Raw genomic sequence first — 22,174 nt, 5'->3', positions numbered from 1 at the left:
TCAGCGGTCGGAAACGATGCGGATGGTGACGGGGCGCTGGCCGGACGAGCCGGGGCGTTCGGCGGTGATGCGGCCTTCATTCACGGCGCGGGTGTCGATGCGCCAGCCAGCCTGGCCGAATGTGCCGGTGTCAGCTTGATGGGGCAAGGCAGGCGTGGGCTTGCCCTGCATCCACCAGGGCAGGGCGCGCAGCGGGAGTGCTTCGCCGAAGAGGCTCTCGCTGAGCGCGTCGAGTGACTCGAATTCCCGTCGCTCGCGCCCGTCTTCCAGCCACACGCGGCCGGGTTGCCACACCACGCGCGCCATCTGGCTGCCCAGCGGCGTCATGAGGTCGATGCGGCCGGAGCGTTCGTCGCCCTCGAAGAAGTAGCCGGCGCTGATGCCGCGCGCGGGCTGGTCCAGCCAGGCGGCGAGCTTGATGCTCAGTTGGCCTTGCAGGGACACGGACTCGGTCGAAGCCACCGGCTCGGGCAGGGGGGGCTGGGGGGTGGCGCAGCCGAGGAGTGCCACGCCCAGCGTGCCGAGGAGAACAGCGCGCGTGAGCCTTCTCGCGGCCGGCATGACGGGGCGGAGGCTCACAACCTGATCTTCAAGCGTTTGAGGGTTTCGACCAGCGCCTCGTTTTCGGGGTCACCCTGGCGGGATTCCCGGAAGTACTGGAGCGCTTCCTCCTTGCGGCCCATCTGCCAGAGCACTTCGCCGATGTGGGCGCCGATCTCGGGGTCGGCCCGCTTGGCGTAGGCCTCTTTCAGTGTGCGCAGGGCGTCGTCGGTCTGGCCGGCCCGGAACATGACCCACCCCAGGCTGTCGGTGATGTACGGGTCACCCGGGCGCAGTGTCAGGGCCCGATCGATCAGGCTCCGCGCCTCATCAAGGCGGACGCCGCGGTCTGCAAGGCTGTAGCCCAGGGCGTTGAGGGCATTGGCGTTGTCGGCGTTGAGCGTCAGTGCCTTGCGCAGCAGCCGCTCCATCTCGTCGTGGCGGCCGAGGCGGTCGGCCATCATGGCCTGGTCGTACAGCAGGTCGCCGTCTTCGGGAAAGCGGCGCACGCCCTCGGCGAGCACCTCGTAGGCGTCCTTGTGGCGCTTGGCCTCGCGCAGCAACTGGGCTTCGGCCTGAATTTTCACGGCAGCGTCGCGAGGTTCGGTCTCCGGGAGCTTGCGCAGGGTGGCGCGGGCCTCGTCGACACGTCCCAGCCGGACCAGGATGCGGGCGCGGTGGTTCTGGATGGCCATCAGCTGGTGATCGGGGTCGGCTCGCCCCAGCCAGTCGAGCGCCGTGGGCAGCTGCTTGCGCTGCTCGGCGATCTGCGCCATCAGGATCTGCGCCTGTTGCTGCTCGGTCAGGCCGCTGCTGTTGGCCTCGCTCATCATGCGGGGCATGCCACCTTCCTGGACTGCGGTATCGGCCGGGGGGGCTTCCAGAACCGGCTTGAGTGCCTGCTCGGCCTTGTCGAGCTGGCCCAATTCCATGCGGACCGCGGCCAGCGTCAGCCAGATGCCGGTTTGCGAGGGCTGGCTGGCCAGCAGGGTGTCCAGCTGGCTGGCGGCCTCTTCGTAGCGTTTCAGGCTGGCGAGCTTGCGGCCGTAGGCCAGGCGCACCAGGGGCTCGGCATCCGGGCGTGCGAGCTGGGCCTTCACAAGGTCCTCGGCGCCAGACTGAACGCCCATGAGATCGACGGCCAGCAGGCCGGCCAGGGGAAGCTGGGGCTTCAGTGTGAGGGCACGCTGAGCGGCGGCCATGACCTTGTCGGGCTGGCGCGCGCCGAGCCAGGCTTCGCCGCTGGCGCCCCATGCTTCGGCCAGCTCCAGCGGGGGCTGGCGCCAGGGCTGGGTGGCGTCGTCGACCACGCGGGCCACGGCCTGCTTGTCCGGCAGGCGCTGCAGGCTGCGGGGCAGGCCGGCAATCACCTGAGGTTGCTGCGGTGCCGGCGTCTGCTGGATGAGGGTGCGCAAGGGCGCGGCCAGTTCATTGGTGCGGCCCAGTGCGATCAGGATCTGCGCGGTGTAGTCGGAGGCCTCGCGCGATTGCGGGTACGCCTGACGCCAGGCCTTGGCTGCGGCCAGTGCCTGCTCACCCGCCCTGGCCCGCAGGGCGATCTCGACGGCGCGCTGGTACAGCTGGCTGCCTTGCGATGTGGTGTGCTGCCGGCGCGCGGCTTCCAGGTAGAGCTGGTAGGCCGGGCCGGCATTGCCGCCGTTGGATTCGATCTCGGCGATCAGCACCTGATAGAACAGCGCGCCGTCCATGGAAGAGTTTTCGACGGGTTTGCTGGCGGCGCCGGCAGGTGCCTCGGCGGCCTTGCGTTCGGACGGCTTGCGGCCAGCCTGCGCGTGGGCGTGGGACGCAAGCAGGGCGCTGGCTGCCAGGGCCACCATCAAGGCGGAACGAGGGATGGGCAGCAGAGACAGCGAGGGGCGGTCGGTCGGCAAGGGCATGAGCTCTCCAATGGTGCAGCCATTCTATTGAGTGAGCTGGCCCGGGATAATTCCGCCATGCCTGAATTGCCGGAAGTCGAAGTTACGCGGCGCAGCTTTGCAGACCGCATCCTGGGTGCCACGGTGGAGGCCGTACGCCTTGGCAAGCCCTTGCGCTGGCCCATGGGGCGCCATCCTGACGAACTGGTGGGATGCCGGGTGGGGGCGGTGCAGCGGCGAGGCAAGTACCTGTGGCTGCCACTGACCCGGCCGAGCGCGCCTGGCGAGGTCGACGAAGGTGGGCTGCTGATTCACCTGGGCATGTCCGGTTCGCTGGGATTCGGCATCGGCTTGACGCCACCGGGTCCGCATGACCACATGGAGCTGCACACGACGCACGGGTGTCTGCGTCTGACTGATCCCCGCCGCTTCGGCGCCGTGTTGTGGGGCCCCTCGATGACGCTCGGGTGGCCGGGCAAGCTGTTGACAGGGCTGGGGCTCGAGCCGTCCGATCCCGTGCTGGACGGCGCGTACGTTCATGCGCGGCTCAAGGGCCGCCGAGTGCCGATCAAGCAGGCCTTGATGGCGGGCGCCATCGTGGTCGGGGCGGGCAACATCTATGCGTGCGAGGCGCTGTTCCGGGCGGGCATCGATCCGCGGACTCCGGCAGGCCACCTCAGCCGGCCGCGGTGCCAGCGGTTGGTGGACGAGGTGAAGGCGGTCCTGCAGGAGGCGGTGGCGCAGGGCGGGTCAAGCCTGAAGGACTTCCGGGATGCACATGGTGCCCAGGGGCATTTCCAGCTGAGTACGCTGGTATATGGCCGCGAGGGCGCGCCGTGCCGGCGCTGCGAGCGACCGGTGCGTCGCGTGGTGCTCGGGCAGCGTTCCACGTTCTACTGCGCCAATTGTCAGAAGAAGTGACAGTCGTGCGGTCTGTTGCGAAACCCCCGGCGGTGGGCAGGGGCCGCGCACGTTTTGCAGCCTTTTGGTTTGCCCGCGGGAGGGGCGCTTGCGCTAGGATGACCGCATGATGCCGACTTTTGCCAGCCACCTTGACGCCCTGGGCCAGTGGCGCGCCGACACCGACGCCCGTCTGGCCTCGCTCGCGCGTTTTGCTCGCGAGCACGATCTGCTCGACGACGCCTCGGCCGAGTGGTTCGAGGCCATGCGGCATCGCCTGTCGGGCGAAAAGCTCATGGTGGCGTTTGTGGCCGAGTTCTCGCGCGGGAAGTCGGAACTCATCAACGCCATCTTCTTTTCGGACAAGGGGCGGCGGATGATGCCGGCATCGGCTGGGCGCACCACGATGTGCCCGGTCGAGCTGGGCTACGACGCGGAAGACCCGGTGGGGCTGTCGCTGCTTCCGATCGAGACGCGTCTGGAGCCGACTTCGCTGACCGAGTACCGCACCCGCCGCGCGGCCTGGACCTGGATTGAGCTGGATCTGCAGAACCCCGACGGCATGGCGCAGGCGCTGGCCCAGGTGGTGCGGACGCGGTTGGTGTCGAAGGATGAGGCTGCACGGCTCGGTTTCTGGGACGACGAGCGGCCTGACGACAACCCGCCGCTGCAGGCAGAAGATCTGGTCGAGGTGCCCGTCTGGCGTCATGCGCGGATCAACCTGCCGCATCCGCTGCTCAAACGGGGCCTGGTGGTGCTCGATACGCCGGGCCTGAATGCCATCGGTACGGAGCCGGAACTGACGCTGGGGTTGCTGCCACAGGCGCATGCCACGGTGTTCATCCTGGGCGCGGACACGGGCGTGACACGCTCGGATCTCAGCATCTGGCGTGACCACCTTTCCGGCCCGGCGCTGGCCCGCTACGTGGCGCTGAACAAGATCGACACGCTGGTCGACCCGTTGAGCACGCCGGCCGAAGTCGAGGCCGTCATCGCCCGGCAGCGCGAGAGCGTGGCCCAGACGCTCGAGATCCCGGCTGACCATGTGTTTCCCATTTCGGCACGCCTGGCGCTGACTTCGCGCCTGTCGGGTGATGCGTCGGGCATGGCGGCCAGCCGGCTCGAAGCGTTCGAGCATGCGCTGTCGGACGGCCTGTTGCCGCGCCGGCGTGACAACTTGGCCGAGGCCTCGGTGGCCGGCGCGCTGCGGTTCCAGCAGCAGCTGCAGCGCCGCTTCGGCGAGATGCGCCGTCTGTACGCCGACCAGCTGCTCGAACTGCGCGGCCTGCGCGGCAAGAGCTCCGGCAAGGTGCAGCTGATGCTGCAGCGGGTTCAGGCCGAGGCGACCGAGTTCGAACAATGCACGGCCCGCCTGCAAGCCATGCGCAGCGTGCACGCCCGCATGATGAAGGACGTGTTGCGCGAGCTCTCGTCCGACCGGCTGCGTGCCGAGGTGGAAGTGCTGCAGCAGGTGCTGGGCGGCTCGTGGCTGCCATTGGGCGCGCGCAAGGCTTTCATCGAATTGTGCGCGCGGCTGCGCGGCCTGATCGAACAGGCCCAGCAGCGCAACGACGAGGTGCACGCGATGCTGGTGGCCTCGTTTGCCAAGCTCAATGCCGAATTCGGCTTCAGCCTCGTGGCCGACAAGCCGGTCGATGTGCGCAAGTACACCGACGACCTGAACCTCATCGAGCGCAACTACGTTCAGTATCTCGGCCTGAGCCAGGCCTTCCGGCTGGCGCAACCCGGTTTCCAGGAGCAGTTCCGCCGCATGCTGATCTCGCGTTTGCGCGTGGTCTTCGAGACGGTGAGCAACGACATCGAGCTGTGGAACAAGACCGCCTCGGCACAGGTGGACAGCCAGCTGCGCGAGCGGCGGCGCAATTTCAAGCGGCGCTACGAGTCGCTGGATCGCATCCAGACCGCCTCGACCGAGCTGGATAACCGGCTGCAGGAAGTGCAGGCCCAGGACGAGCGCGTGCTGCAGTTGCAGACCCGTCTTGGCGTGCTGGTGGACGAACTGGTGCAGCAGGCGCAGAGCGCAGGCGGGCTGTCGGCCGCGGCCGGGTTGCCTGGGCTGAATCTGGATCTCAACCTCAGCACCGAGCCGGCCTTGCTGGCAGATTCGGCCCCGTCGACCAGCGCATGAGTGTTCGCACTGCAGACGACCTGCTGCGGGACGCGCAGCAGGTGAGCCCGGTGCTGGCCGAGCGACTGGTGGCCTGGCAACGACTGGAGGGGCGGCATCATCTGCCCTGGCAGAAAGTGCAGGACCCGTACCGCGTGTGGCTGTCGGAGATCATGCTGCAGCAGACGCAGGTGAGCACGGTGCTCGGCTATTTCGACCGTTTCCTGACGCGCTTCCCGGATGTGGCGGCGCTGGCTGCTGCGCCGCAGGATGAAGTGATGGCCCTGTGGGCCGGGCTGGGCTATTACAGCCGCGCGCGCAACTTGCATCGCTGTGCGCAGGCTGTGGTGGCGGAGCATGGCGGGGTCTTTCCGAACACCGCGGCCGTGTTGCAGACCTTGCCCGGAATCGGGCCTTCGACTGCGTCGGCCATTGCATCGTTCTGCTTCAACGAGCGCATCTCGATCATGGATGGCAACGTCAAGCGTGTGCTGGGGCGGGTGCTGGCTTGGGGGGAAGACCTCTCTGTGAAGGGCCACGAGCGGGCGCTTTGGGCGGCGGCGCAGCAGGTGCTGCCAGAGCGCGCCGAGGACATGCCGGCCTACACGCAGGGCCTGATGGACCTGGGGGCGACGCTGTGCACGCCGCGCAAGCCGGCCTGCCTGACCTGCCCGTGGTCTGACTTGTGCCTGGGCCGCAGGGACGGTGACCCCGAGCGGTTTCCGGTGAAGGGCCGCAAGCTGGTGCGGGGCGAGCGCGAAAGCTGGCTGCCGTGGCTGGAGTGGCAGGCACAGGTGTGGCTGCAGCAGATGCCGGAAACCGGCGTGTGGGGCGGTTTGTGGACCTTGCCCCTGCTGGAAAGCGAAGCGGATCTGCAGTCGCTGCTGGGGGCGCTGGCTGGACGGGCCGAAGCCCAGCCGCGCAGCAAGCACGTGCTCACGCACCTGGACTGGTGGCTCAACCCGCGGCGGCTGGTGCTGAACGATGCGCTGGAGGCGAGTGTGTTGGCCGAAGCGCTCAAGGCCCGGGTTCCGTCGGGGCGGTGGGTGCCCCTCAACGAGCTGGCGAACTGGGGCCTGCCTGCGCCGGTGAAGCGCTGGCTCGTGGGTTGAGCTTCTGCTCGGCCGCGGAAGCGCTCAGGCGAGCGTGACGATGACCGGGGCGTGGTCGCTCGGGCGTTCGTTCTTGCGCGGCGCCTTGTCGATCGTGCAGGCCTGCAGGCGCGGGGTGAGCACCGTGCTGGTGAGGATGTGGTCGATGCGCAGGCCCTGGTTCTTGCGGAAGGCCAGGTTGCGGTAGTCCCACCAGCTCCAGGGCTTGGGTGGCTGCTCGAACTGGCGGAAGGCGTCGACGAAGCCCAGATCGAGCAGTTGCTGGAAGTGGGCGCGCTCTTCGACCGTGCAGTGAATCTGGTCCTTCCAGCCGACCGGGTCGTAGACGTCGGCGTCGGTGGGGGCGATGTTGAAGTCGCCCATGAGCACGAGCTGCGGATGCTGTGCGAGCTCATCGCGCAGCCAGGCTTCGAGGGCGTTGAGCCAGCCCATCTTGTAGGCGAACTTGTCGCTGCCGGGTGCCTGGCCATTGGGGAAGTAGCAGCCGATGACCCGCACGGGGCCGAGCTCGGTCTGGCCCAGCGTGCCGGCGATCACGCGGGCCTGCTCGTCGGCGAAGCCGGGGATGTTGCGCACGATGTCGGTGGATTCGGTGCGCGTGAGCAGGGCCACGCCGTTGTAGGTTTTCTGACCGAACCACTGGGCCTGGTAGCCGGCGGCGGCCAGTTCGGCATGCGGGAATTTATCGTCGGTGAGCTTGGTTTCCTGGAGCACGAGGGCGTCGACCGGGTTGGCGGCCAGCCAGTCGAGGAGCTGGGGCAGGCGGACGGCGAGCGAGTTGACGTTCCAGGTGGCGAGCTTGAGCATGGTGTGAGCGGGGAGCGGTCGGTGCGTGCCGGTGGCACAGCCCGCCACTGTAGCGGGAATGTCCGCTGGCGGTGAACGCGGCGGCCGTGACCTCATTCCGCGATGCGGATGCCACAGACGCAAAAAAGGGGCCCCATTCAGCCCCGTAAAGACCCTGCGCGCCCCGCCTGTGAGGGCGGTCCGCGCAGGGCCGCCGTTCCGTCCGAACGGTATCTGTGGTCGGTGCGTTTACACGCGCTCGACGATGAGGGCGATGCCCTGGCCGACGCCGATGCACATGGTGCACAGCGCATAGCGGCCGCCGGTGCGGTGCAGCTGGTTGACCGCGGTGGTGACCAGGCGTGCGCCGCTGGCGCCCAGCGGGTGGCCCAGGGCAATGGCGCCACCGTTGGGGTTCACACGCGGATCGTCGTCACGCAGGCCCAGTTCGCGCAGCACGGCCAGGCCCTGTGCGGCAAAGGCTTCGTTCAGCTCGATCACGTCCATCTGTTCGAGCTTCAGGCCGGTCTGGGCCAGCACCTTCACGGTGGCCGGCGCCGGGCCGATGCCCATGATGCGCGGGGCGACACCGGCCGTGGCCATGCCGACGATGCGGGCACGCGGGGTCAGGCCCTGGCGCGCGGCGGCGCCTTCGCTGGCGAGAATCAGCGCACAGGCGCCATCGTTCACGCCCGAGGCGTTGCCGGCGGTCACAGTGCCATCGGGGCGCACCACACCGCGCAGCTTCGCCAGCGCTTCCATCGTGGTCTCGCGCGGGTGCTCGTCCTTGCTCACGACGATCGGGTCACCCTTCTTCTGCGGAATCGTGACCGGCGTGATCTCGCTGTCGAAGAAGCCGGCCTTCTGTGCGGCCACTGTCTTCATCTGCGAGGCCAGGGCCATCTTGTCCTGGTCTTCGCGGCTGATCCTGAAGTCGGTGGCGACGTTTTCGGCCGTCTCGGGCATCGAGTCGACGCCGTAGAGCTGCTTCATCAGCGGGTTCACGAAGCGCCAGCCGATGGTGGTGTCGTACACCGCGTTCTCACGGGCGAAGGCCGACGTGGCCTTGGGCATCACGAAGGGCGCGCGGCTCATGCTTTCGACGCCGCCGGCCAGCATCAGCTCGGCTTCGCCGGACTTGATGGCGCGGGCGGCGGTGCCGATGGCGTCCATGCCCGAACCGCACAGGCGGTTCACGGTGGAGCCAGGCAGGGTCAACGGCAGGCCGGCCAGCAGCAGCGACATGCGGGCCACGTTGCGGTTGTCTTCACCGGCCTGGTTGGCGCAGCCGTAGATGACGTCGGAAAACGCGTCCCAGTCGAGTTGCGGGTGGCGGGCGGCCAGGGCCTTCAGCGGCACGGCGCCCAGGTCGTCGGCGCGAACGCCGGAGAGGCTTCCGCCGTAGCGGCCGAAGGGGGTGCGCAGGGCGTCGCAGATGTAGGCGTGTTGAGTCATGGGGTCTCCTCGGGGGCGGTCTGGCCGGTGGGTCAGGCTTGCGTCAGCGTGACGCCGGGGGTCATGGCCTGCAGGGCCTCGAACGTGAGGCCGGGGGCCAGGTCCAGCACGCGGGCTTCGCCATTCACCAGGTCGATCACGGCCAGGTCGGTGTAGAGGCGGCTGACGCAGCCGATGCCGGTGATGGGGTAGGTGCAGGTCGGGGTCAGCTTGGCTTCGCCCTTCTTGGTCAGGTACTCCATCATCACGTAGGTCTTCTTGGCGCCGATGGCGAGGTCCATCGCGCCGCCCACGGCGGGAATGGCGTCCGGTGCGCCGGTGTGCCAGTTGGCGAGGTCGCCGCTGGCCGACACCTGGAAGGCACCCAGCACGCACACGTCGAGGTGGCCGCCGCGCATCATCGCGAAGCTGTCGGCGTGGTGGAAGAAGCAGCCGCCCGGCAGCAGCGTGACGGGCTGCTTGCCGGCGTTGATGAGGTCGAAGTCTTCTTCGCCTTCCTTCGGCGCGGGGCCCATGCCGATGACGCCGTTTTCGGAGTGCAGCACGACCTCCTTGTCGGCCGAGAGGTGGTTGGCCACGGCGGTGGGCAGGCCGATGCCGAGGTTGACGACGGCGCCGTCGGGGATGTCCTGCGCGACGCGGGCGGCCATCTGGTCACGGGTCCAGCGGGTGTAGCTTTGTTCCTGGCTCATGGGGTGATCCTTGTGTGATGGCGTTCAGGCGCGCTTGAAGCCGCCGGCCGAGGTGGCCACGCGGTCGATCTTCACGACGCGCTGCACGAACAGGCCGGGCGTGACGACGGTTTCCGGGTCGATCGAGCCGAGTTCGGCGATCTCGTGCACGGTGGCGATGGTGGTTTTGGCGGCCATGGCCATGATCGGGCCGAAGTTGCGGGCCGTCATGCGGTAGGTGAGGTTGCCCCAGCGGTCGCCCTTTTCGGCCTTGATCAGGGCGAAGTCGGCGTGGATGGGCGACTCGAGCACATACATTTTTCCGTTGATCTCGCGCGTTTCCTTGCCCTTGGCCAGCTCGGTGCCGTAGCCCGTGGGCGTGAAGAACCCGCCGATGCCGGCGCCCGCGGCGCGGATGCGCTCGGCCAGGTTGCCCTGAGGCACGAGTTCCAGCTCGATCTCGCCGGCGCGGTACAGCGCGTCGAAGTGGTGGCTGTCGGCCTGGCGGGGGAAGGAGCAGATGATCTTGCGCACGCGCTTCTTGGCGAGCAGTGCGGCCAGGCCGGTGTCGCCGTTGCCGGCGTTGTTGTTGACGATGACCAGATCCTTGGCACCCGTCTCGATCAGGGCGTCGATCAGTTCATTGGGCTGGCCAGCCGTGCCGAAGCCGCCAATCATGACGGTGGCGCCGTCGCGGATGTCGGCCAGTGCCTCGGCGGGCGTGGCCACAATCTTGTCGATCATCTCGTGTCTCTCGGTGAGGGCGCGGCCGGGGCGCACGCCGGTCAGGGGCCCCGGGTCTTGTGCCCGGCCTCTTGGTGTGTTCTAATAACGAACAAGAATTCGTTGGTAGAACAGTTTGAGCTTACGCGGGCCGCATGGCGCTGTCAATCGGCTACGCTCGCCAAAACGCCGTCTGTTCGCTTGCCGCACGGTTTTGCCCGTGACGACCCCTCCTCGGAGTCCCGTTGATGCCATTGCACGAAGAGCCCACGCAGGTCACCACTGAGCCGCCGCGCCCCAGCGACAGCTACGTCCAGTCGTTCGCACGCGGGCTGGAGGTGCTGCGCAGCTTCGGGGTCGATGCGCCAGCGCAGACGCTTTCAGAGTGCGCCGAGCGGGTGGGGCTGACCCGTGCCGGTGCGCGCCGCATCTTGCTGACCTTGCAGACGCTGGGCTATGTCGAGCAGGACGGGCGGCTGTTCCGCCTCACGCCTCGGGTGTTGGAGCTGGGCTTTGCCTACCTGAGCGCACAGCCCTGGTGGCACCTGGCCCAGCCGGTGATGGAAGAGCTCACTCGCGAGTTGCGCGAGTCGTCTTCGGCTGCGGTGCTGGACGGCAGCGACATCGTCTATGTGGTGCGTGTGCCGGCCCATCGCATCATGTCGATCAACCTGGGCGTGGGCACCCGGCTGCCGGCGTACTGCACCTCCATGGGGCGGGTGTTGCTGGCCGCATTGCCCGAGGACGAGCGGGCACGCCGCGTGGCCGGCATGACGCTCACTGCGCGCACGCCGCACACCGTCACGCAGGCCGATGAGCTGCTGGATGTGCTGGCGCGTGTGCGCCGACAGGGCTGGGCCCTGATCGACCAGGAGCTGGAGCTCGGGCTGCTGTCGCTGGCCGCTCCGATCCGCGACCGGGGCGGGCGCGTGGTGGCGGCCGTCAACGTGAGCGGGCAGGCGCAGCACACCACGGTGGATCACATGCTGAGCCACTACCTGCCCAGGCTGCTGTCTGCCGCCGAGCGCATCAGCGCCATGATGGCCGCCTGACATGTCGAACCTGCTGCACAGGGTCCGACTGCAACATGTGCGCTGCCTGTTGGCCTGCGCCCGTCACGGCAACATGCGGGCCGCGGCCGAGTCGCTGGCCGTCACCCAGCCCGCGGTCACGAAGACCATCAAGGAGCTGGAGGACATCGTGGGCCAGGCGCTCATGGTGCGGGAGCGCCAGGGCGTGCGCCTGACGCCCGCTGGCGAACTGTTCGTGCGGCACGCCCAGCAGGGGGTGTTCGCCCTGGAGCAGGCGCTGGGCAGCGTGACACAGCCCCAGGGCGGGCTGATGCGGCTGGGGGTGCTGCCCTCAATGCCGGCCGGCTGGCTGGCCAGGCTGGTGCTTGCCTGGCGTGAGCGCGCAGGCCCGGGTACGGTGCGCGTGGTGCACGGCCGCAACGGTGAGTTGCTGTCACAGCTGCAACGCGGTGAGCTGGATGCCGTGCTGGGACGGCTGGCCGAGCCGGACAGGATGATGAACTTGCGCTTCGAGCCGCTATGGGGCGAGCCGCTGGTGGTCGCCATGCGCCCGGATCACCGATTGAGCCAGCAGCCCTGGATGCACTGGCAACGGCTGGACGCACTGGTGGTGCTCGCCGTGCCGGGCACCGCCATTCGTCAGGCCGCAGACGGGTTTCTTCATGGCATCGGCGCCGAGCCCGTGGCCGGTGTGGTGGAAACGCTGACGCCCGAGCTGGCGCGGACGCTGGTGCTGGACGTCGACGCCGTGTGGTTCACCCCGCTGAGCGCCGTGCGTGACGAGGTAGCGCGCGGGACCCTCGCGGTGCGCGCTTTGCGTGGGGCGCCGGATGAAGCCATCGGCTTGTTCACGGCCGCGGCGCATGGGGGAGGGCAGATCGCGTTGCTGTCGGCGCTGATGCACGAGCTGGCCGATGACGGCCGGCCGGACGCCCTCTGAGGGTTGCCCCTTGGTATAGCCGGCGGTAATGGCTGTCGGGACGATTCTTCAATTGTCTGCTCGGGGGGCGCTGCCTACAGTGCCGCCCATGCACCGACACCTCCTGGTCGGATGCAGTTCACTCCCCCTCACACCGAGCGAGACCATGAGCGACATCCTCCTGCCCCCCGCGAGCGGCGCCCTGTCGCCTGACCTGACAGCCCACGGCTACTTCGGTCAGCGCAACAGCGAAGCCCATCCGCCGGCCCTGACCCCGGGCTACAAGACCAGCGTGCTGCGTTCACCGCGCAATGCGCTCATCTCGAATTTCGCCACGCTGTCGGAGATCACCGGTCCGGTGTTCACGCCGGCCGAACTGGGCCCGAAAGACAACGACCTGATCACCAACTTCGCCAAGGATGGGCTGCCCATCGGCGAGCGCATCGTCGTGCACGGCTTCGTGCGTGACGAGTTCGGCCGCCCGGTCAAGGGGGCGCTGGTGGAAGTGTGGCAGGCCAACGCTTCCGGTCGTTATCGCCACAAGAAAGACCAGTACCTCGGCTCGCTCGACCCCAATTTCGGTGGCTGCGGCCGCATGCTGACCGATGAGAACGGCCATTACGTCTACCGCACGATCAAGCCCGGGCCCTATCCGTGGCGCAACCGGATCAACGAGTGGCGTCCGGCCCACATCCACTACTCCATCAGTGGCGATGGCTGGGTCCAGCGTCTGATCACGCAGCTGTACTTCGAGGGCGACCCGTTGATCCCGCACTGTCCGATCATCAAGACCATTCCGAGCGAAAGCCAGATCCGCAGCCTGATCGCCCAGCTGGATCGTGAGCAGGCCGTGCCGATGGACAGCCTGTGCTACCGCTTCGACATCACGCTGCGTGGCCGCCGTGCCACCTGGTTCGAGAACAAGTGAGCGAGGGCTGCACCATGACGACACTTCTGACCCAGTTCAACGAGACCCCGTCGCAGACCGGTGGCCCCTATGTTCACATCGGGCTGGCGCCGCGCCAGGCCGGCTTCGAAATCTTCGAGAACAACTTCGGCAACGTGCTGGTTCAGCCCGAGACACAGGGCGAACGCATCCGCATCGAGGGCTGCGTGTACGACGGCACCGGTTCGCTGTTGCGGGACGTGCTGATCGAGGTCTGGCAGGCCAATGCAGCGGGCAAATACGCCCACCCGGCAGACCGCCAGAACAAGCCGCTGGATCCCGCATTTCGCGGCTGGGGCCGAACCGGTGCCGATTTCGACACGGGGGTTTACACCTTCGAGACGATCAAGCCCGGCAAGGTCAGCCATCCCGATGGCCGCGAGCAGGCACCTCACATCTGTCTCGTGCTGTTTGCCCGCGGCATCAACATCGGCCTGCACACTCGCCTGTACTTCGAGGACGAGACCGACGCGAATGCGAAGGACCCGGTGCTCAATGGCATCGAATGGGTGGTGCGGCGCGACACGCTGAAGGCCCGCCGTGAGGTGCGCGACGGCGAGGTGGTCTATCGCTTCGACATCCGCATTCAGGACACCCCGGATGGTGGCAAGGAGACCGTGTTCTTCGACATCTGATCGGTGAACAGCAAAGCAGGGGGCGGGCCACAAGCCTGCTCCGTGATGCACAAAGGCCCCGGGGCAACCATGCCGCGGGGCCTTTTTGTTCTGTGGGGCCGTGCGATCAGGCGAGGCCGGCCAGCCAGTCGCGCACGCAGGCCGTGAACGACTCGGGTTGTTCCAGCACGCTCAGGTGAGAGGCCTCGGGCAGCACCACCAGCGTGGCGCCGGGGGTGGCCTGGGCGATGGTCTTGGCCATGGCGGGCGGGGTGCCCATGTCCAGTTCGCCGGCGATCACCAGCACGGGCACCTTCAGCTGACCCAGGCGGGCGGTGGTGTCGATCTGGCTGATGGCCTGGCAGGTGGCGATGTAGCCACGTGCATCGCACGTGACCACACGCTGACGCCAGCGTGCCACGGTGGCGGGCTGCGCGGCGCGGAAGCCGTCATGGAACCAGCGCTGCATGGCGCCGTCGACGATGCCTTCCAGCCCGCCGGATTCGATGGCGGCAATGCGTTGCGCCCAGCCGGCCTGGGCTTCGGCCGGGTAGCCACTGGTCGTGTTGGCCAGCACGAGAGCCTGCACCTTGTCAGGGTGCTGCAGGGCCAGTTCCTGTCCAACCATGCCGCCCATCGACAGGCCGATGAAGGTGACCGGGCCGCCGATTTCGTCGATCAGGCGGGCCGCGTCGTCGCACAGGTCCTGCATCGTGTACGGACCGGCAGGCACCTCGCTGAGGCCATGGCCGCGGTGGTCATAGCAGACGACACGGTTGTCCCAGGCCAGCACGTTGGCCAGGTGGTCCCACATCATGACGTCGCAACCGAGCGCGTGACTGAGCACGATGGTGCGGCGCGGTGCCTGACCATTGCGCGGCTCGCGCACGGTGTAGTGCAGGCTGGGGGTGGTCTTGGTGAAGCGGCTGGCACCCACACCCGGGTGCGCCACGGTGTGCACGTCCAGCTGCTCCAGCCAGGGTGCGAACTCGGGGCCGAGTTCACGCAGGATCTTCACGGTTTCGGCGAAAGCCGTGTTGGCGGCGGGCACGCCCGCGTAGATGGCGGACTGGATCAGCACTTCCTTGATGTCGTCCACCGTGAGGCGCGAGGCCGGGTCATCGCCCGTCAAGGCAGCGCGGATGTGCAGCTGGAACTCTTCCCAGCGCCCCAGCGCGGTGGTGATGGCCAGCACGATGATGCGACGGGTGCGGTGATCAAGCCCGGGGCGTCCCCAGACCTCGTGCCACGCGTAGCGGCTGATGAAGCCCTGGAACTCGGCGGTGAGGGCCGTGGCGCCGTTGAGCGAGCGGTCCACCCAGGCGTCGCCCAGGACGCTGCGGCGGTTGCGAAGGCCGCGCTGAAGATCGTGGTCGTATGCAGTCATGGTCAGGCTCGAGGGTCAGAGGAAGAGGGCAGGTTGGCAAGGTGCTGGCGAGCCAGCTCGGCGGCGTGTCGGGCGGCGTGGTCCGGACTGAAGGCCCGCCGCAGTGAGGCCTCGTCAACGTGGTCACGCAGGGCGTCGCTGGCCTGCACACGGGCGAGGGTGAGAGCCAGCAGGTGGGTGCGCGACGCCACGGCTTCACGTGAGAGGGCTTCCATTTCGTGGTGCGCGTCTGCGCGGCCGATGGCTTGAGCGAGCACGGCGCTGGCCGCTTCAGCGAAGACCAGCCCCAGCAGCGCATCGATGTTGGCGCGCATGCGGTCCGTGTCGACCTGCAGGCCAGCGAAGGCTTCGTTGAGGGCCTCCAGCGCACCATGTGCTCCCAGGAACAGGCCGGGCCACTCGGCCATCTCGGCCTGCCAGTCACCCAGGCCGCGTTCGTGTGCTTGCGCCATGCAGCCCAGCAGCGCACCGACGCGGGCTGGCGCGCGGTGTGCGGCAGCGAGCGCGATCATCGATGAGACAGGGTTGCGCTTGTGCGGCATGGCCGACGAGCCACCGCGGCCGCCGCCCGAAGGCTCGGCGAGTTCGCCCACTTCGCCTTGTGCCATCAGTGCCAGGTCGGTGGCGATCTTGCCCAGTGTGCCGGTCAGGATGCCGACTTCGGCGCCAAGACGCATCCAGCTGTCGCGCTGGGTGTGCCAGCAGCCATCCGGCAGGGCCAGACCCAGCGACTGCGCCATGCGACGTGCCACGGCCGGCCCCTTGTCGCCCAGCGCAGAGAGCGTGCCCACGGCGCCGCCGAGTTGCAGTGCCAGGGCGCTGTCTGCCAGCTCGGTGAGGGCGTCGCGGCTGCGTCGCAGCGGGGCGATCCAGCCCAGCATCTTGAAGCCCAGCGTGGTGACGGTGGCAGGCTGCAGCAGGGTGCGAGCCAGAACCGGCGTGGCCGCGTGCTCGCGGGCCAGCACCTGCAGCCGGTCAATCAGCCGGGTCAGGCTGGCGTCGATGAGGGCCAGTGCTTCGCGCGTGACGAGTGCGTTGCCACTGTCGATCACGTCCTGGCTGGTGCTGCCCTTGTGCACATGGCGCGCCGCCTCGGCGTCGAGCGAGGCCGTGCGTTGCGTGAGGGCCTTGACCAGCGGGATGGCGACACTGCCGGCACTCCGGCTGGCCCGCGCGATCTCGGCCACGTCGAATGCGTCGATCTGGCAGGCGTCGCGGATGACGCGGGCCGCCGCGGGAGGGATCAGTCCTTCAGCCGCCTCGGCCTCGGCGAGCGCGGCCTCGAAATCGAGCATGCACTGCAGCAGGTGCGGCCCGTCGAACACCGCCGCCATGGCGTCGGTGGAAAGAAACTGGTCGAACAAAAGGGTGCTCACAGGCGTGTCGCAAGGGTTGCAGGGCCCCATGTTAGGCAGTGCGCAGTGCGCACGCAAAGGGGCGCATGAAAAAGGCCGCGAGACCTGTCTGCCTGTGATGGGTGTCACAGGGCGGGGGCGTCTCGCGGCCGGGGGGCAGGGGGCCGATTGCAGCGTGACAACCGGCCCCCGGGAGGGACCTCAGAAGCGGTGGATCACACCGACCTGCATCCCGTGGATACGCTGGCCATTCACGTCGGCACCCGTGAAGTTCGGGTTCACGCCCGCCGAGCCGGAGGGGCGGAAGCCGGCGTTCGTGTCGTTGCTCATCGATTCGTACATCGCCATCAGCGTGGTGCGCTTGCTGAGGCTGTAATAGGCGCCCACCGAGCCGCCCTTGGCGTCGCGGCCCGAATCCGACGTGTCCTTGATCACGCCGTACAGCGCACCGAGGCGCAGCGCCGGGGTGATGCGGTAATCGGCCGAGATCTGGAAGATGTTGTAGAAGCGCTGGAGGTCGGCCTGAATGGTTGGGTTCGTGGCGGTGTTGGTGCCGTTCACCAGACCACCCACGTTGCTCATGATGGCCGCACCGTTGTTGCTCGTCGTGGTCGAACTGGTGCTGTTGTTGCTGCGGATGGCAACCAGGTAGACCTTGCCCTGACCGTAGTCGTAGTTGGCGTACAGGTTGCGGTAGATGACGTTCTCACGCACGGCCGAATTGGGGTTGGCCTTGCCGGTGATATCGGCATAGCCCACGCGGAAGGGGCCGTTCACATAGTCGACGCCCAGCTGGTAGATGGCCTGCTTGCCGCTGCCGGCGGTGGTTTCGCCCAGCGCGTAATGGGCCTCCAGCATGACGCCGGCCCAGCGCGGCGACTGCCACGAGATGTCGTTGTCGTAGCGCGAGGGGGTGCCGAAATTGTTGACGATCGAGCCCAGCGTGCGCGAGCTGTAGTCGATGAAATCGCCCCGGCCGAAGACGATGCCGTTCTGGCGGCCCAGTCGGAATTCGCCATAGGTGGGCGAGGCAAGGCCGATCCAGGCCTGGCGATCGAAGAAGCGGGCCGAGTCGGCCTGGGCACCCGAGTCCGCCGACAGGCCGTGCTCCAGCTGGAACTTGGCCTGCAGGCCGTTTCCGAGTTCTTCCACGCCGCGGAAGCCGATGCGGCTGCGCAGCGTCGAGCCATCGTTCAACGAGGTCAGCGACTTGCCCGAACTGCTTTTCATGTAGCTCAGGTATTGATCCAGACTGCCGTACAGCGTGACCGAGGAGGTCTGGGCAAAGGCCGCGCCGCACAGCAAGGCCGTTGCGGCAACGATGGAAACGCGAGCGAGTTTCTGACTCATGAGTTTGCTCCTTCAGTGGCGTAGGGACGCACACGGCCCGGCCACTTCGGCCCGTGCGTTGAGGTCGAGGTGCCCGCGTTCAGCGGGCGATGAGGTGTTGCAGCGCCAGGTGATAGCCCTGGGTGCCAAGCCCGCAGATGACGCCGATGGCCACATCCGACAGATAGGAGTGATGCCGGAAGGCTTCCCGCTTGTGGATGTTCGAGATGTGGGCTTCGACGAAGGGAATGGCGACGCCGGCCAGGGCATCACGCAGTGCGACGCTGGTGTGGGTGAGGCCGCCCGGGTTGATGAGGATTCCGTCCACCCCTTCAAGGCGCGCCTGGTGGATGCGGTCGATCAGGGCGCCCTCGTGGTTGCTCTGGAAGCAGGTCACTTCCACACCGTGGTCGCGGCCTAGATCGATCAGCTGCTGTTCCACTTCGGGCAGCGTGGTGGCGCCGTACACCGCCGGTTCACGCGTACCCAGGAGATTCAGGTTCGGACCATTGAGGACGAGAATCTTCTTCATCATGGGCCCGCCTTACTTGGCGCCGCGCACCTTGGCGATGGCGGCATTCATCTCGGACAGCATCGCGTCGCCGATGTTCTGCGTGGCCTTGGCCACGACGGGCTTGATGCGCTCACGGATCCGGGCCAGCTCGGCAGGGCTCAGCTCGTTGACCTGCATGCCCGCCTTCTTCAGGGCTTCGAGCGACGAGGCTTCGCGCTCCAGCGAGACCTGACGCTGGTACGCCGTCGCCTCGGCCGCGGCCGACTCGAACACCTTCTTTTCCTGCGCGGAAAGCTTGTCCCAGAACTTCTTGCTCACCATCAGGACCTGCGGGTTGTAGGTGTGGCGGGTGAGGGTGAGGTACTTCTGCACCTCGTAGAACTTGGAGTTGTGGATCAGCGTGACCGGGTTGTCCTGGCCGTCCACCGCCTTGGTTTCCATCGCGGCATACAGCTCGGTGAAGGGCATGGGTACGGCGTTCGCACCCAGCGTGTTGAACAGGTCGATGTAGACCGGCAGTTGCAGGACGCGCAGCTTCAGGCCGCTGATGTCTTCCAGCTTCGTGACCGGGCGCTTGCTGTTGGTCATGTTCCGGAAGCCGAGATCCCAATAACTCAGGCCGACCAGGTTCTTGTCCTGCAGGCGGTTGAGCAGGCGCTTGGCGAAGTCGCTGTCCATCACGGCAAACGCTTCCTTGCTGTTGTTGAACAGGAAGGGGATGTCCATCGCAGCGAACTCCTTGACCTGAGAGGCCAGAAGTCCGGCATTCAGCACGGTCACCTCGACGGTGCCGCCCTGAAGGGCCGACACGGTCTGCAGGTCGCCACCCAGCGCACCGCCCGCAAACAGCTTGACGGTGTGCTTGCCGCCACTCTTCTGCTTGATCAGCTCGGCGAACTTCTGTGCACCCAGCCCCTGTGGGTGGTCCATCTGATTCAGAAAGGCAAACTTGATCGTGCGCTCGCTGATCTGGGCCATGGCGGCGCTCAGGGGCAGCAGGGACACGGCCGCGGCCGTGCAGAGCAATTTCGCGAACTTGCGCATGAGGGTGTCTCCGTTGGAAGGGTGGGGGGCGAAGAGAGGGCCGGTTGCTGACTGCGGTCAGCCACCGAACCAGCGAGCCGGCACGGTGACCAGCCAGGGGAACAGAACCATCAGGAACATGACGCTGAACTGCGCGGCCACGAAGGGCAGGGCGCCCTTGGTCACCTGGTCCATCGTCAGGCGGCCGACGCCGGCCACCACGTTGAGCACCGTGCCCACGGGCGGCGTGACCAGCCCGATGGCGTTGTTGATGATGAACAGCACGCCGAAGTAGACGGGATCGATGCCGGCCGCCTTGATCACCGGCATCAACACCGGCGTGAGGATCAGGATGGTCGGGGTCATGTCCATTGCCGTGCCGACGGCCATCACGAGCAGCATGATGGCGATCATCAGCAGCGTGGGGCTGTCCATGAAGGGCTGTACGAGTTCGATGACCTTGGAGGGCAGATCGGCCACCGTGATCAGCCAGGCAGACACCATGGCGGCCGCGACCAGGAACATGACGATTGCGCTGGTGCGGGCGGCGGTCACGAAGATTGGGTACAGGTCCTTGATCGACAGCTCGCGGTAGATCACCGTGGCAACGAACAGCGCGTACACGGCGGCCACCACGGCGGCTTCGGTCGGCGTGAAGACGCCCATGCGCAAGCCGACCAGGATGATGACGGGCAGCATCATCGCCCAGGCGGACTCCTTGAGGGCCGCCTTGACCTCGGCGCGCGTCTTGCGCGGCGGAGGGGTCAGCTGCTCTCTGCGCATCAGCCACCACCAGGTGAACCACAGCGCGCCGCCCAGCATCAGGCCCGGGAAGATGCCGGCCATGAAGAGCTTGGAGATGGACACGTTGGCGGCCACGCCGAAGATCACGAACCCGATGGAAGGCGGGATCACCGGAGCAATGCAACCGGCGCACGCGATCAGTCCACCGGAGCGTCCCTTGTCGTGTCCGGCTGCGACCATCATGGGCAGCAGCAGCGAACCCAGCGCAGCCGCGTCGGCCACGGCCGAGCCAGACAACGCGGCCAGCATGCAGGCTGCAACAATGGCCACGTAGCCCAGTCCGCCGCGCACGTGGCCGACCAATGCCATGGCCAGATGCACGATGCGTTTCGACAGCCCGCCGTGGTTCATGATCTCGCCGGCCAGCATGAAGAAGGGCACGGCCAGCAACGTGAAGCTGTCGGCGCCATTGATGACGTTCTGCGCGAGGATCTGCGCGTCGAACAGATCGAGGTGGTACATCAGGGCCACGCCGCTGAGCAGCAGGGCAAAGGCAATGGGCATGCCGAGCGCCATGGCGCCAAGCAGGGATCCCAGGAAGATGGTGATCGTCATGTGAGGGGTCTCCGAGGGGCCGGACTTACTTGGCGGGAGCGTGTTTGTGGGCTGCCTGCTGGGCTTCGACCGCACTCATGTCTTCCGATTCCTGTGTCTGCACCAGCTCGTCTTCAGACAGTCGACCGGTGATGGCCAGCAGCAGGTCACGCAGCAGGAACAGCGCCGCCGACGCGCCGAACACCACGCCGCACCCGTAGAACACCGCCATGGACGTGCCGGTGGTGGGCGAGGCCACATCGAGGTTGATCTGGGCCTGGTCCAGGCTGCCCTTGAACAGCAGCCAGCACACGTACAGCATCAGCAGTTGGGAGGCGACGAGGCAGGCGCGCTTGCCGCTTGCGGGCAGGCGGCTCACCAGCATGTCGGTACCAAGGTGCTTGCGGTCCTTCAGCAGCACGATGGCGCCAAGAAACGTCATCCAGATGAAGAGCCAGCGTGACACCTCTTCCGACATCGTGATGCCGGAATTGAAGCCATACCGCAGCACCACGTTGCCGAACACGAGGATGACCATGCCGGCCATCAGCAAGGCCAGCAGGAGGTCAAGGAACTTGCAATAGCGATCGAGCCAGATCTGCATCAGGGGTCTCCGAAAACGAGGGGAAGGCGCAGCTGCCCCGATGGGTTCGAATAATGTACGAACCAGTTCGTTTAGTAATCGGTGTTTGCCCTAGGTCAATGGAAGGTCGGATCGGCACGGGTGAAACAGGCACATAAAAAGCCCACCGGTGGTGGGCTGTGCGGGGGGGGCGCGGAGCGCGCCGTTCAGGCGCGAACGTAGCGCACGATCATGTCGACGATGTTGGCGCGGCGCAGGGCCTGGGTGGCGGGTGAGCCGAGATCGCGTTTGAAGATCAGCGAGAAGGTGTGCCGGTTCGAGACCGTGAAGAAGCACAGCGCGCTGATGGACATGTGCAGGTCGATGGGATCGAGTCCGGTGCGAAAGACGCCGGCCTTGCAGCCCCGCTCGTACACCTGCGACAGCCCGAGGATGGCCGGGGTATTGAGTTGCTGGATCAGGCTGGACTGGGCGAGGAACTCGCCGCTGTGCATGTTTTCGTTCATCACCAGGCGGATGAACTCGGGGTTGCCGACCTGATAGTCGAAGGTGAATTCGACCAGTCGGCGCAGGGCGTCCTCTGGCGCGAGGTCCTCCAGATGCAGCTCGCTCTCGATGTGGCGGATCCGCTGGTACGCGTGCTCGAGCACCGCGATGTACAGGCCTTCCTTGCTGTTGAAGTAGTAATAGATCATCCGCTTGCTCGTCTGCGTCAGGGCGGCGATCTCGTCGATGCGCGCGCCGCTGAAGCCCTTGTCTGCGAACTCACGGGTGGCGACTTCCAGGATGTTCTGGCGCGTGTGATCGGCGTCCGGGCCACGCTCGGATGCGGGCGGGCGTCCCCGGCGGGGGGCAGTGCGCTCGGCAGTGGCTGGCTGGCTGCGGGCGACAGAGGAGATGGAGGCTGGCTTGCTCATGTGACGGCGGGAAGTGCGCGTGGCGG

General features: G+C 67.1%; 21 protein-coding genes. 7 read left to right on the top strand and 14 right to left on the bottom strand.

Features of this window, described 5'->3' with window-relative positions; genetic code table 11:
- Entirely contained in the window at positions 1 to 579 is a 579-nt protein-coding gene (locus DEH84_RS10810) for an outer membrane lipoprotein LolB (RefSeq protein WP_159098932.1), read from the bottom strand.
- Positions 576 to 2,438 (bottom strand): tetratricopeptide repeat protein, encoded by a 1,863-nt coding sequence (locus DEH84_RS10805; RefSeq protein WP_109036859.1) that lies wholly within the window; start codon positions 2,436 to 2,438, stop codon positions 576 to 578. Before DEH84_RS10805 ends, DEH84_RS10810 begins: the two co-directional genes overlap by 4 nt.
- Before the next feature lie 57 nt (positions 2,439 to 2,495).
- Here DEH84_RS10805 and mutM point away from each other — a divergent pair, with 57 nt between their 5' ends.
- From mutM to mutY, 3 genes are all read left to right on the top strand, one after another.
- Entirely contained in the window at positions 2,496 to 3,338 is an 843-nt protein-coding gene (gene mutM, locus DEH84_RS10800) for a bifunctional DNA-formamidopyrimidine glycosylase/DNA-(apurinic or apyrimidinic site) lyase (RefSeq protein ID WP_109036858.1), read from the top strand.
- A 106-nt stretch (positions 3,339 to 3,444) separates the two neighbouring features.
- On the top strand, positions 3,445 to 5,466 hold the full coding sequence (locus DEH84_RS10795) for a dynamin family protein (protein ID WP_109036857.1): 2,022 nt from the start codon (positions 3,445 to 3,447) through the stop codon (positions 5,464 to 5,466).
- Positions 5,463 to 6,557, top strand: a complete 1,095-nt coding sequence (mutY, locus tag DEH84_RS10790) for an A/G-specific adenine glycosylase (protein ID WP_109036856.1) — start codon at positions 5,463 to 5,465, stop codon at positions 6,555 to 6,557. Before DEH84_RS10795 ends, mutY begins: the two co-directional genes overlap by 4 nt.
- Before the next feature lie 24 nt (positions 6,558 to 6,581).
- On the opposite strand, the gene xth is transcribed toward mutY, so the two are convergent.
- The 4 genes from xth to DEH84_RS10770 all read right to left on the bottom strand — a co-directional run bounded on the left by xth (position 6,582) and on the right by DEH84_RS10770 (position 10,213).
- The gene (xth, locus tag DEH84_RS10785) at positions 6,582 to 7,364 is read right to left on the bottom strand and encodes an exodeoxyribonuclease III (protein ID WP_109036855.1); all 783 of its coding nucleotides are present in this window, start codon (positions 7,362 to 7,364) and stop codon (positions 6,582 to 6,584) included.
- Between the two features lie 228 nt (positions 7,365 to 7,592).
- Entirely contained in the window at positions 7,593 to 8,798 is a 1,206-nt protein-coding gene (gene pcaF, locus DEH84_RS10780; protein WP_109036854.1) for a 3-oxoadipyl-CoA thiolase, read from the bottom strand.
- A 32-nt stretch (positions 8,799 to 8,830) separates the two neighbouring features.
- Positions 8,831 to 9,490 carry a 3-oxoacid CoA-transferase subunit B gene (locus DEH84_RS10775; RefSeq protein WP_109036853.1) on the bottom strand — a complete coding sequence of 220 codons (660 nt, stop codon included), beginning with the start codon at positions 9,488 to 9,490 and terminating at the stop codon, positions 8,831 to 8,833.
- Positions 9,491 to 9,514: 24 nt separating this feature from the next.
- Positions 9,515 to 10,213 (bottom strand): 3-oxoacid CoA-transferase subunit A, encoded by a 699-nt coding sequence (locus DEH84_RS10770; RefSeq protein ID WP_109036852.1) that lies wholly within the window; start codon positions 10,211 to 10,213, stop codon positions 9,515 to 9,517.
- 227 nt (positions 10,214 to 10,440) lie between these two features.
- On the opposite strand from DEH84_RS10770, the gene DEH84_RS10765 reads away from it, so the two are divergent.
- The 4 genes from DEH84_RS10765 to pcaG all read left to right on the top strand — a co-directional run bounded on the left by DEH84_RS10765 (position 10,441) and on the right by pcaG (position 13,723).
- Positions 10,441 to 11,244, top strand: a complete 804-nt coding sequence (locus tag DEH84_RS10765) for an IclR family transcriptional regulator (RefSeq protein WP_109036851.1) — start codon at positions 10,441 to 10,443, stop codon at positions 11,242 to 11,244.
- 1 nt (position 11,245) lies between these two features.
- On the top strand, positions 11,246 to 12,163 hold the full coding sequence (locus tag DEH84_RS10760) for a LysR substrate-binding domain-containing protein (protein WP_109036850.1): 918 nt from the start codon (positions 11,246 to 11,248) through the stop codon (positions 12,161 to 12,163).
- A 145-nt stretch (positions 12,164 to 12,308) separates the two neighbouring features.
- Positions 12,309 to 13,070 (top strand): protocatechuate 3,4-dioxygenase subunit beta, encoded by a 762-nt coding sequence (pcaH, locus tag DEH84_RS10755; protein ID WP_109036849.1) that lies wholly within the window; start codon positions 12,309 to 12,311, stop codon positions 13,068 to 13,070.
- 14 nt (positions 13,071 to 13,084) lie between these two features.
- Complete coding sequence (gene pcaG, locus DEH84_RS10750) at positions 13,085 to 13,723, top strand: protocatechuate 3,4-dioxygenase subunit alpha (RefSeq protein WP_109038338.1); 639 nt, start codon at positions 13,085 to 13,087, stop codon at positions 13,721 to 13,723.
- A 106-nt stretch (positions 13,724 to 13,829) separates the two neighbouring features.
- Here the strand turns inward: pcaG and pcaCD are convergent, their stop codons facing one another.
- The 8 genes from pcaCD to DEH84_RS10710 form a co-directional block, all read right to left on the bottom strand.
- Complete coding sequence (pcaCD, locus tag DEH84_RS10745; RefSeq protein WP_425429012.1) at positions 13,830 to 15,095, bottom strand: bifunctional 4-carboxymuconolactone decarboxylase/3-oxoadipate enol-lactonase PcaCD; 1,266 nt, start codon at positions 15,093 to 15,095, stop codon at positions 13,830 to 13,832.
- Complete coding sequence (gene pcaB, locus DEH84_RS10740; RefSeq protein ID WP_109036847.1) at positions 15,092 to 16,465, bottom strand: 3-carboxy-cis,cis-muconate cycloisomerase; 1,374 nt, start codon at positions 16,463 to 16,465, stop codon at positions 15,092 to 15,094. The genes pcaCD and pcaB overlap by 4 nt, the downstream gene beginning before the upstream one ends.
- Before the next feature lie 180 nt (positions 16,466 to 16,645).
- Complete coding sequence (locus DEH84_RS10735) at positions 16,646 to 17,794, bottom strand: porin (RefSeq protein ID WP_109036846.1); 1,149 nt, start codon at positions 17,792 to 17,794, stop codon at positions 16,646 to 16,648.
- Positions 17,795 to 17,873: 79 nt separating this feature from the next.
- Positions 17,874 to 18,308 carry a type II 3-dehydroquinate dehydratase gene (aroQ, locus tag DEH84_RS10730; RefSeq protein ID WP_109036845.1) on the bottom strand — a complete coding sequence of 145 codons (435 nt, stop codon included), beginning with the start codon at positions 18,306 to 18,308 and terminating at the stop codon, positions 17,874 to 17,876.
- Between the two features lie 9 nt (positions 18,309 to 18,317).
- Entirely contained in the window at positions 18,318 to 19,331 is a 1,014-nt protein-coding gene (locus DEH84_RS10725; protein ID WP_109036844.1) for a TRAP transporter substrate-binding protein, read from the bottom strand.
- A gap of 57 nt (positions 19,332 to 19,388) precedes the next feature.
- Positions 19,389 to 20,669, bottom strand: coding sequence for a TRAP transporter large permease subunit (locus DEH84_RS10720; protein WP_109036843.1), 1,281 nt, complete (start codon positions 20,667 to 20,669; stop codon positions 19,389 to 19,391).
- A gap of 25 nt (positions 20,670 to 20,694) precedes the next feature.
- Positions 20,695 to 21,252, bottom strand: coding sequence for a TRAP transporter small permease (locus tag DEH84_RS10715; protein WP_109036842.1), 558 nt, complete (start codon positions 21,250 to 21,252; stop codon positions 20,695 to 20,697).
- A gap of 185 nt (positions 21,253 to 21,437) precedes the next feature.
- Positions 21,438 to 22,148 carry a TetR/AcrR family transcriptional regulator gene (locus tag DEH84_RS10710; RefSeq protein WP_109036841.1) on the bottom strand — a complete coding sequence of 237 codons (711 nt, stop codon included), beginning with the start codon at positions 22,146 to 22,148 and terminating at the stop codon, positions 21,438 to 21,440.
- Between the last annotated feature and the right edge of the window lie 26 nt (positions 22,149 to 22,174).

This window comes from Aquabacterium olei (assembly GCF_003100395.1).
Classification (GTDB): domain Bacteria; phylum Pseudomonadota; class Gammaproteobacteria; order Burkholderiales; family Burkholderiaceae_C; genus Aquabacterium; species Aquabacterium olei.
The sequence above is the reverse complement of the archived record's forward strand: the minus strand, read 5'-3'. Positions and strand labels throughout refer to the sequence as shown.

What these genes read in the sequence shown, in the direction of transcription:
- DEH84_RS10770 (WP_109036852.1), bottom strand. Translation starts at nt 10,213, where the DNA reads ATGATCGACAAGATTGTGGCCACGCCCGCCGAGGCACTGGCCGACATC.
- aroQ (WP_109036845.1), bottom strand. Translation starts at nt 18,308, where the DNA reads ATGATGAAGAAGATTCTCGTCCTCAATGGTCCGAACCTGAATCTCCTG.
- DEH84_RS10725 (WP_109036844.1), bottom strand. Translation starts at nt 19,331, where the DNA reads ATGCGCAAGTTCGCGAAATTGCTCTGCACGGCCGCGGCCGTGTCCCTG.
- DEH84_RS10765 (WP_109036851.1), top strand. Translation starts at nt 10,441, where the DNA reads ATGCCATTGCACGAAGAGCCCACGCAGGTCACCACTGAGCCGCCGCGC.
- DEH84_RS10795 (WP_109036857.1), top strand. Translation starts at nt 3,445, where the DNA reads ATGATGCCGACTTTTGCCAGCCACCTTGACGCCCTGGGCCAGTGGCGC.
- DEH84_RS10760 (WP_109036850.1), top strand. Translation starts at nt 11,246, where the DNA reads ATGTCGAACCTGCTGCACAGGGTCCGACTGCAACATGTGCGCTGCCTG.
- mutM (WP_109036858.1), top strand. Translation starts at nt 2,496, where the DNA reads ATGCCTGAATTGCCGGAAGTCGAAGTTACGCGGCGCAGCTTTGCAGAC.
- DEH84_RS10720 (WP_109036843.1), bottom strand. Translation starts at nt 20,669, where the DNA reads ATGACGATCACCATCTTCCTGGGATCCCTGCTTGGCGCCATGGCGCTC.
- pcaF (WP_109036854.1), bottom strand. Translation starts at nt 8,798, where the DNA reads ATGACTCAACACGCCTACATCTGCGACGCCCTGCGCACCCCCTTCGGC.
- DEH84_RS10775 (WP_109036853.1), bottom strand. Translation starts at nt 9,490, where the DNA reads ATGAGCCAGGAACAAAGCTACACCCGCTGGACCCGTGACCAGATGGCC.
- DEH84_RS10735 (WP_109036846.1), bottom strand. Translation starts at nt 17,794, where the DNA reads ATGAGTCAGAAACTCGCTCGCGTTTCCATCGTTGCCGCAACGGCCTTG.
- pcaG (WP_109038338.1), top strand. Translation starts at nt 13,085, where the DNA reads ATGACGACACTTCTGACCCAGTTCAACGAGACCCCGTCGCAGACCGGT.
- xth (WP_109036855.1), bottom strand. Translation starts at nt 7,364, where the DNA reads ATGCTCAAGCTCGCCACCTGGAACGTCAACTCGCTCGCCGTCCGCCTG.
- mutY (WP_109036856.1), top strand. Translation starts at nt 5,463, where the DNA reads ATGAGTGTTCGCACTGCAGACGACCTGCTGCGGGACGCGCAGCAGGTG.
- DEH84_RS10715 (WP_109036842.1), bottom strand. Translation starts at nt 21,252, where the DNA reads ATGCAGATCTGGCTCGATCGCTATTGCAAGTTCCTTGACCTCCTGCTG.
- pcaH (WP_109036849.1), top strand. Translation starts at nt 12,309, where the DNA reads ATGAGCGACATCCTCCTGCCCCCCGCGAGCGGCGCCCTGTCGCCTGAC.
- DEH84_RS10805 (WP_109036859.1), bottom strand. Translation starts at nt 2,438, where the DNA reads ATGCCCTTGCCGACCGACCGCCCCTCGCTGTCTCTGCTGCCCATCCCT.
- DEH84_RS10710 (WP_109036841.1), bottom strand. Translation starts at nt 22,148, where the DNA reads ATGAGCAAGCCAGCCTCCATCTCCTCTGTCGCCCGCAGCCAGCCAGCC.